This window comes from Calothrix sp. CBUCES-K 9914 (assembly GCF_059640475.1).
The window spans coordinates 18,405-28,435 of the sequence record NZ_JBXXZH010000116.1; the positions used below are offsets into that span (position 1 = coordinate 18,405).

Sequence of the window (10,031 nt, forward strand, 5' to 3'; positions counted from 1 at the left end):
CTCACCTCAGAAGAAGGGAAACATAACTAAGTGGACTAAGTTTAGAGCATTGAGGTGAAATAATGCAATCTGGTGTAAAAGTTCCTGGCTACGTAATAACCGAAGTAATTCATGATGGTTTAAGTACAATCGTTTATCGAGGTGTATTGCAGTCAAAATCAGAAAAAGTGATTCTCAAAGTGTTGAAAGCTGAGTATCCTTCGTTAGAGGAAATTACTCGGTTGAAGCATGAGTACAATATTACCCAAAATCTTGATATCGAAGGAATTGTTAAAGTCGCGCGCTTAGAGCAAACACCTCACCATATATTAGTATTGGAGGATTTTGGTGGTATTAGTATTCACTCATTTCTTGCCAAAGAACGATTATCATTTGTATCGTTTCTGGACATTGCTGTACAACTTACGAAATGCTTGGTATCACTACACTCTCACCAAATAATTCATAAAGATATTAAACCTTCAAATATAATTATTAACCCAGAAAACTTAATCGTTAAACTTACCGACTTTAGCATCGCTTCACGTATAAGTCAGGAAGCACAGTTAATTTGTCCGAATAAGTTGGAAGGAACATTAGCATATATTTCTCCTGAACAAACCGGACGCATGAACCGTTCGGTAGATTATCGCAGCGATTTTTACTCTTTGGGCGTTACATTCTATCAAATGTTGGCAGGAAAGTTACCATTTCAAAGCGATGATGCTTTGGAAATAGTACATTGTCATATAGCTAAACAGGCGCCATGTATTTTAGATTTTAATCCAAATGTACCATCAGTGATAGCTGCGATTATTAATAAACTAATGGCAAAAAATGCGGAAGACCGATATCAAAGTGCAGCAGGGTTGTTAGCAGATTTGGAGCGTTGTTTAGATGAGTTCAAGAATACTGGTAAAATTACAGAGTTTTTACCAGGGGAGAGTGACCGTATTTCGCAATTGAATATTCCCCAAAAGCTTTATGGCAGGGAGAAAGAAGTTGAAACACTACTAGCTGCTTTTGACTCGGTAAGTATTGGGGAAAGTCAACTAATGCTAGTTGCAGGGTACTCTGGTATTGGTAAATCTTCATTAGTACATGAAGTCCACAAGCCAATTGTACGGCAACGCGGTTATTTCCTGAGTGGAAAATTTGACCAGTTTCAACGTGGGGTTCCTTATGCATCAGTTATTCAGGCATTTCAATCTTTGATGCGTCAGTTATTAGTCGAAAATACCACACAATTAAAGTTGTGGAAAGAAAAATTACTGGCAGTTTTAGGTAGAAATGGACAGGTAATTATAGATGTAATTCCAGAACTAGAGTTAATTATAGGAGTTCAACCACCTGTTGTTGAGTTAGGCGCCACAGAAAGGCAAAACCGCTTTAATCAAGTATTTTGTGCATTTGTAAGCGTTTTTACACAAAAAGAGCATCCTCTGGTTATATTTTTAGATGATTTGCAGTGGGCAGATATTGCTACGCTCAAGTTAATGCAGCGATTAATGACTGATAGTAATAGCCAGTATTTATTATTAATTACTGCTTATCGTGACAACGAAGTTAGTCCAACACATCCGTTTATTCTAACTGTTGAAGAAATTCAAAAAGCAGGCACTACAGTTAATCAAGTTACTTTAAAAAAATTAAATTTTTCTCAAGTTCAGCAATTAGTCAATGAGACATTCAACATTACAGACAATTCAATAACTCATAATTTAGCATCTTTGTTATATCATAAAACATTAGGTAATCCTTTTTTCTTAAGGCAGCTATTAAAAACACTTTATCAAGAAGGATTCATCAAGTATAATTTTAGTTTAAACTGTTGGAAGTGGAGCCTGCAACAAATTCAGAGTGTTGGCATTACCAACTTGGATATATTAGAGTTAATGGCAAAATACATCAATAAATTACCTGCTAATACTCAGTCAGCATTGCAGTTAGCTGCTTGTATTGGTGCCAGTTTTAAATTAGATATTTTGGCAACAGTCAGCGAAAAATCTGTATCTGATATTATTGATTTACTTTGGCCAGCATTACAACAAGGATTAATCTTACCATTAAACTATGATAATCAGGCGCCTGCGGAACATCTACTGTTGATTTATCACGAGTCAGAACAAAAACTGGGGTGTAATGAAATAGAGTTAGAATTTAAATTTTTACACGACAGAGTTCAACAAGCTGCTTATTCTCTAATACCAGAATCATCAAAACAAACTACACATTTAAAAATTGGTAAGCTGTTACTAAATCATTTTGTTTCCAAACTAGAAACTCATATATTAGATATTGTAAATCATTTAAATATCGGCGTAAATTTAGTTTCATCACAACTAGAAAAAGAAGAAATTGCTAAACTTAATTTATTAGCTGGTCGTCAAGCTAAAATAGCCAACGCTTATCATACATCTGTTGAGTATTTAAATACAGGCATAAAATTACTACCAGATAACAGTTGGCAAACCCACTATGATTTAACGTTAAACCTATACGTAGAATTAATTGAGTCTCAGTATTTAAATACTAATTTTGATATTTTACAACAATTATATGAAATTGTTTTAGCTAATGCAAAGAATATCTTAGATACAATTAAAGTACATGAAATAAAAATTCAATCTTGTAATCCTCAATTCTTGCCACAAGTTGCAATAGAAATTGGTATGAATTTACTCAATGAGTTGGAAGTAAAGCTTGCTGAAGAATTGCGAAAAGATATTAATTTTGAACAATTAGAAAATCTACCAACAATCCAAGATGCACATCAAATAGCAGTATTAAAAATACTTAACTCTTTAACTGCTGTCACATATCAAACAGCTCCAGATTTACTTGTGAAAATTGTATTGACAATGGTGGATATTTGTATACGCTATGGTAATTCTGAAGCCGCAGCTTATTCTTATGTTATTTGTGGTTTAATTGGCATCATATTTGGCGAAATAGACTTAGGGTATAAGTATGGTTTATTAGGGCTGAAAATTTTAGATAAATTTAATGCAAAAGCTTTTGCCTGTAAAATATTAATGGCTTTTAACTCCACTACTCGTCATTGGAAAGAGCATGGTAAAGTCACCATTAATGCATTTCATGAAGCTTTTAATATTGGTGTAGAAACTGGGGATATTGAATATGCATGTGTTAGTAGTAGCTACTTTTGCATCTACAGCTTTTTAATTGGTGAACCAGTTTCAGCAGTAGATGAGAAATATAAAAAATATATTGCTTATGCAGAATCTGTTAAACAGGAATTCTCTAGTTGTATTCTTAAAATATGGCGCCAGTTAGCTTTGAACTTACAAGATGTCTATCAAGATGTCTATCAAGATGCCGAGCAAAATAGTTGTTATTTAGTCGGTGAAAGTTTTAATGAATATGAATTTTTGCCAATATTGGTTGAGTCTAATCAACTTTATTTATTATTTTGCGTTTATTTTTCTAAGTCAATGCTTGCTTGTATATTCCAACAATCTGAGCAAGCAGTTGAGTATTCGCGTTTGGCTGAAAAATACGTGTCAGGCGCCAGTGGATCAATAATGGTTGTACAGCAGAAATTTTATGAATCATTAGCACTACTTAAACATTATCCAAACGTATCTGCTCAAGAACAAGAAAAATATTTAGCTACTGTGACAGCCAACCAAGATAAAATGAAAATATGGAGTTTTCATTGTCCTGCTAACAACCAGCATAAATATGAGCTTGTAGAAGCCGAAAAATGCCGTATTTTAGGTCAAAATTGGGAAGCAGGAAAGTTATATAACAGTGCTATAGAACTTGCACAACTAAATGGATATATACAAGAGCAAGCGATAGCTTCGGAGTTAGCAGGTGAATTTTACTTAGAGTCTGGTAATACCAAAGTCGCTAAAATGTATTTGACTGATGCTTATTATGCATATCAGCAATGGGGAGCAACAGCTAAAGTTAAAGATTTAGAGTCTCGCTATCCTTATTTTACTTCTTTCAAAAGAGAACCAAGGTCTCAAATTACAAATACCGTAATTAGCACTATCAACTCTAACAATTATTCATCGCTGGATGCGGCAACTATAATTAAAGCATCTCAAACTCTCTCTAGCGAAATCGTTCTTAACAATTTACTTGCTAAACTTGTGCATTTATTACACGAAAATGCAGGCGCCCAAAAAGTATGTTATATTGCCAAACATGGCGAAGAGTTATTTTTAGAGGCTGTTTTTACACCAGAACTAGACGAGGTAGAAGTATTACAATCACTGCCTATCAGTAAATGTAACATTTTACCACTATCATTAATTGATTATGTACAACGAACTCTCACACCTTTAATATTAGATGATGCTACTTCTTCAGAAAATTTTAATACAGATGCTTATATAAAAGATAATCAAGCATTATCTATATTAATCTTTCCAGTTATTCATCAAAGCAACCTCCTAAGTATTTTGTATCTAGAAAACAACTTAACTAAAGCAGCATTTACACAAGATAGAGTTGAACTACTAAGTGTAATTGCAGCACAAGCAGCTATTTCACTTTTAAATGCCAGTTTTTATACAACCTTAGAAAACCGTGTTGCTGAACGCACGCAAGAACTACACCAAACTCAAATCAAACTTATCCAAAGTGAAAAAATGTCTTCTTTAGGACAACTAGTTGCAGGTGTTGCTCATGAAATTAATAATCCAATTAATTTTATTTACGGTAACTTAACTCATACTCATGATTACACTCAATCGCTCTTTGAGTTACTTGAGCTATATCAAAAAAACTATCCCAAACCTGTTGCTGAGATAAATGATACTATCGAAGAAATTGATTTGGATTTTATTCAAGATGATTTACCCCAAATTTTATCTTCAATGAAGAACGGTGCCGCACGTATTAAAAGTATAGTATTATCATTAAGGAACTTCGCGCGTCTTGACGAAGCCCAAAGAAAAACAGTTAATATCCACGAAGGGCTAGATAACACCTTAATGATATTACATCAAAAATTAGGCAATATTCAAGTCATCAAAGAATATGCAAATCTACCAGAAGTATACTGCTTTGCAGGAGAACTAAACCAAGTATTTATGCATCTATTAAATAATGCAATTGATGCACTAGCAAGCACAACAAAAAATACTCCGACAATTTGGATACGCACTGCTTTAAAAGAAAATAATCAAATTGCAATTAGTATTATAGATAATGGTGCCGGAATCAAACCAGAGATACAATCAAAAATATTCGACCCATTTTTTACAACAAAACCCGTTGGGCAAGGAACTGGTCTAGGGTTATCGATAAGTCATCAAATAGTACAAGAGCATCAAGGACAGCTACTTTGCTTATCTGAGGTGGGTGTTGCCACAGAGTTTACAATATTACTACCGTATTGATAAATACGTTTCTGTATCGTTGGGTGGGCACTGCCCACCTTACTAGTCATAATATTTTATACAAAAGTTAAATCTCACCTCAGCGCGGATGCCTTTTTGAAATTGACTAGTAATATATACTTAAAAGTAAGACAAAAAATTGAGCTATTGGTTCGTTTCAATAGTTTTGGTGTGTTGTAAAATGAAATCCCCCCAACCCCCCTTAATAAGGGGGGCTTAAAACCGCTCTTGTTTCCCCCTTATTAAGGGGGGCTAGGGGGGATCAAAATCTGTAGTAACACATCAAATTTAATGACACGAACTACTATGTTTTAAATTTTGGACGAATTATATACATATATATACTAGGGGCATATCATTTGAAAAATAAGGCTTGGGTAGGCATTGCTCTTTCGTTTTATGCTTTTATAGCTATTGGCATTGCTGAGGGAGGGTTAGGAGTTCTCATCCCTTATATTCAGGCAACATATAATCTAAGTGCTGCTACTATTACGTTACTCTTCATTAGCCAGGTTACGGGTTATGTTATTGCTGCTTTCTCTAGTAGTCTTTTAAGTAGTCGTATTGGACTCGCGCGCATGTTATTGTTAGCATCTACGACTTTGACCCTAGCACTCATTATTTACGCACTTTCACCATATTGGTTAGTAATGGTTGCTGCTGGTACGTTACTTGGATTAGGAATTGGAATAATCGATGCTGGCATTAATACTTATATAGCACAACAAGACAATGCTGATTTAATGGGTATTCTCCATGCTTTTTACGGTGTGGGAGCATTACTCGGACCTGGGGTGGCAACTACTTTGCTGGCAATAAATTTAAACTGGCGCCAAGCTTATTTAGTTATCGCAGCAGTAGTAAGTGTAACAATATTTGGAATGCTTTGGGCAGTAGTAAATAACTATAAGCCCTTAAATAAAAAAGCTGAAGCATCAAACACTAATGGTAGAGAAAATTTAACTGCAGCTTTAAAAACACCAAAAGTCTTAATAGCAGGCTTATTACTATTTGTATATGTAGGTGTAGAAGCTTCGATAGGTAACTGGGCTTTTAGTGTTCAAAGTAAAGTAAGAAATACACCAGTGACTCTTGCTGGTTACAGTGTTAGCGCTTATTGGTTTGGGTTGACTGTAGGAAGACTATTAACAGGACGTGCAGTAAAATATCTTGGCGTCACACGTGCGCTTGATTTTTCTTTGACTTTGTTAGTAATCAGCGTACTTGCTTGGTGGTTGTTACCCCAGCAATTATTTAGCCTACCATTAATGGGTTTATCTCTAGCTGCAATTTTCCCAATGATAATATGGCTAATGCCTTCTCGAATATCACCGCAAATAGTACCCGCAGCTATTGGATTTATTACAAGTGTTGCTTCCTTGGGCGCCGCTGGTATTCCAACTATATTAGGATGGTTTGCCGCGCGCTTCGGGTTGGGTATTATTCCCGTATTACTTTTACCCCTAGCACTGATAATGGTAATCTTACATCGCTTATTAAATAATCCTAGGTTGGGTGGAGGAACGGAACCCAACGCATTTAAACAAAATCCGTAGTAATATTATACATACAAAGAAAATCCGTCATCCCATAATCATAACCAAGCTGATGCAGCAAAGTAGTTACTTGCGCGCGGTGATGTGTTTGATGATTAAAAAAGTGAGTTAGCGCAAACCAAAGTGCATGTTCTCGTTCAATAGTTTTAGATACATTATAGTATTTCATCCGCGCTGATAATGTCTCATCAGTTAATTCGCTCGTCCAGCTTTCAATAACACTATCTGTTTGCGCGCGTTCATTACAAAGTTCCGTAAAATCATTATATAATTCTTCCCCCAAAGACTCAACGTCAAAAATTAGCTTTGCATCTTGTAGAGATTTAAACTGATGACAAGTATTAATGGCAAACCGTGCTAACCAAACTCGGTCAGTAAGAAGAATATGATTTAATGTACCATGAATCGAATCAAAAAAAGCTCCAAGACTGCGGCGCCGTTCTTCCTCAGTTAATGATGCTACAAGGTCATAAATTTGATTATTTACCCACGTATTATATTGTGCCATCAACCGAAACTGTTTAAAATGAGTTGATTTTGCCATTATTAACCTACCCTCATATCTTAAAATAAAAATTTACTATACATTCTTGTGGAATAGGCATCCCTGCCTGTTCCATCTAAAATACTAATAAAATAAATATTTTACCATAGAGACACAGAGTTCACAGAGAGAATATCAATTGATACGAGAACCAATATCCGTAAAGATATGACAGCTAAAGAATTTGTTGAGAGCGACCCACTTGATTTAGACCACCTATCATCATGATTATTTTTAAATAGCCAAATTCGCGCTCTGTTGAGGATCATCTTTCAACTTTGACTTGCCAAGTTTGTAAAGTTGTACCAAGAAACTGGTCTAAATTAGTTAAAGCGTTAAGATATTGAATTGTGGCATTGAGTTCTGTATTCCTTGTTTGAGCTAATTCGTTCTGCAATCTAATCAATTGAAAAACTCCAGACCCTCTACCTAATTTTAATTTTTCTTGCTCAATTTCAAGTTGCTTTTGAGATAGTTGAGTTGCTTGCCGCGCGAGTTCTAGCTGATTATAACTTAAATTGACGTTTCGTACTTGGTCTTGTAAGTCAATATCTAATTTTGTTTGTAAGTCTTTTAATGTGTTTTCTGACTTTCGTAAATCAACTTGCGCGCGCTTAAATCTCTGCTCTAAAGTTAAATCTCCAAAGGTATGACCTAAACTTAAACCTAGTCTAGCATCTACAGCTTCATTTAAATTATTCAATAAGGTAGCATTTAAATTTAAATCCCAACGTCTGTTATCTTCAGCTAACATTAAACTTAGTTTACTTTGGTCTACAATAAATTGTGCCTGTAAGTATCTGGGTTGAGTAGAAAGCGCAATATTCCTAAGTTTATCAATATCTAAAGCTACTGGTTTGACTAAAGGAATGGTTTCAGCTTCAATATTTGTGTTTTTGTCAATATCTAAAATAGCTAATAGAGCTAATCTTCGTGATTCTAATTCATTTTGAGCAGATAATAAAGAAACTTGGCGGTTGGCTATATCTGTTTGGTTTTGAATAATCTCAACAGGCGCCAGTTTACCTGCTTGAATCAAAGCTTGGTTAATTTCCAAGGAGTCTTGAGCATTTTTTAGTGACAACTGCTCAATTTTAACTCGTTCTTGCGCGCGGATTAATTCTCGATAGGCAATAATCGCTTCTGTAATGGTATTATTCAAAGTAGATTTTAAATTTTCTATATTCACTTTTTCAATAATTCGTGCTACATCAATAGAAGCTTGATTAATGCGCGTACCAGCATTCCTTAATAATGGTTGACTTAATCTGAGTTCAAAATTTTGCTGTAAACTATTATCATTAATACTTACATTAAAATTACTGAAATTAGAATTTAGGTTTGAATTTAAGTTAGAAGTTTGAGCATCTGCTGTCCAGTTAAAGGTAACTTCTGCACCCGTGGCAATTCTCATAACTACTTTGGCACCAAGATTTGTATCCAATGAACCGGATGTCAATCCATTTCTACCTAGCTGATTAATATTTACTGATACTGTAGGAGTAAAATCAGGAACAAATTTATCTTCTTCAACTGCTAAATCAGCTTTTTGAGCAATTCTATCTAAATACGCATTCTTAATATTTGTATTATTTTCAATAACTAGATATACAACATTAGCAAGCGCCAGCTTAAGCTGTGGTTTTTTTTGTACTGATGTTTCTACTGGCTGAACCTTCAAGTTGTGCTGTCGTCAGCTTTTTTTGCGCTTCTGTAATTTTTTCACGACTGCGCGCGAGTTCTAGCTCTGCTTTACGAATATCGAATTGTTGTTTAACAGGTTCCCTAAGTTCTTGTTGTACTACCGCTAGCTTATCCTGAGCTTCTACAACTTTTTCCTGACTGCGCGCGAGAATTTGCTTTTGTTTGCGAATTGCCAAATCTTGATTTGCAACGGTACTTTGTTGCTGGGAATTACGGAGAACTAATAACCGTTGTCCTGCTTGGACTGTATCTCCGACCCTAACCAACACTTTGTCTACCGTAACTTCCCCTGGGGACTTCAGGTCTCGTTGTTCTCCGAGTTGCATAGCACCACTTTCATTAATTGTAATTTCGATGTTTTCTTGGTCTGCGGTCATCATTGGTAACGCGATAGCATTTGATCATTTACCGGAACTTTGAATATAAATCAACCATGCACCACCACCTAGCAAAGCTAAAAGTCCCGAACTTAGGAGTAATTTCAGCCCGGTTTTTAGCCTGTTTTTACTTTTCACAGTCTCTGTTGAAGCCATACGTGGGCCATACAATATATCATTCGGAGTTTTCGTATATATTTAATTTTTCGTAATAATCTAGCATTAGTTGCTCACCACCTACCATGTCCGACGTAAAACCCTTAATAATTGACTTCAAAAAGCAAAACCCTAGCGCGTTACTTTTACTCCGTCCCCCTATTCTCTCTACTTATACCGTGCGTTGGGATGGGTTTGTGTTTGAGCCAAAAATTACATGAAGCAGCCGCAAGATTAAACACCCATAAATAAAAATACCCTCTTCTTGTGGAGCGGGCATCCTTGCCATTGGTGTCAAGTTAAGGTTGGCGCCCATGCGTCAACGATAGGTTTTGTG

The 10,031-nt window shown here is 35.4% G+C and carries 5 protein-coding genes; 2 read left to right on the forward strand and 3 right to left on the reverse strand.

The features are described 5' to 3' along the window. Nucleotides 1–62: 62 nt before the first annotated feature. Both AC2JBO_RS24065 and AC2JBO_RS24070 read left to right on the forward strand, forming a co-directional pair. A complete protein-coding gene (locus AC2JBO_RS24065; protein WP_496956156.1) occupies nucleotides 63–5,357 on the forward strand; it encodes a trifunctional serine/threonine-protein kinase/ATP-binding protein/sensor histidine kinase in 5,295 nt (1,764 codons plus the stop codon). 359 nt (nucleotides 5,358–5,716) lie between these two features. After that, a complete protein-coding gene (locus tag AC2JBO_RS24070; protein WP_496956157.1) occupies nucleotides 5,717–6,913 on the forward strand; it encodes an MFS transporter in 1,197 nt (398 codons plus the stop codon). Here AC2JBO_RS24070 and AC2JBO_RS24075 read toward each other — a convergent pair. From AC2JBO_RS24075 to AC2JBO_RS24085, 3 genes are all read right to left on the reverse strand, one after another. Further along, nucleotides 6,897–7,457: a DinB family protein gene (locus AC2JBO_RS24075; RefSeq protein ID WP_496956158.1), complete on the reverse strand. Its 561-nt coding sequence runs from the start codon at nucleotides 7,455–7,457 to the stop codon at nucleotides 6,897–6,899. The genes AC2JBO_RS24070 and AC2JBO_RS24075 overlap by 17 nt on opposite strands. A gap of 265 nt (nucleotides 7,458–7,722) precedes the next feature. Beyond that, a complete protein-coding gene (locus AC2JBO_RS24080) occupies nucleotides 7,723–9,138 on the reverse strand; it encodes a TolC family protein (protein WP_496956159.1) in 1,416 nt (471 codons plus the stop codon). Continuing rightward, nucleotides 9,089–9,541 (reverse strand): efflux RND transporter periplasmic adaptor subunit, encoded by a 453-nt coding sequence (locus tag AC2JBO_RS24085; protein WP_496956160.1) that lies wholly within the window; start codon nucleotides 9,539–9,541, stop codon nucleotides 9,089–9,091. Before AC2JBO_RS24085 ends, AC2JBO_RS24080 begins: the two co-directional genes overlap by 50 nt. Nucleotides 9,542–10,031: the final 490 nt, after the last annotated feature.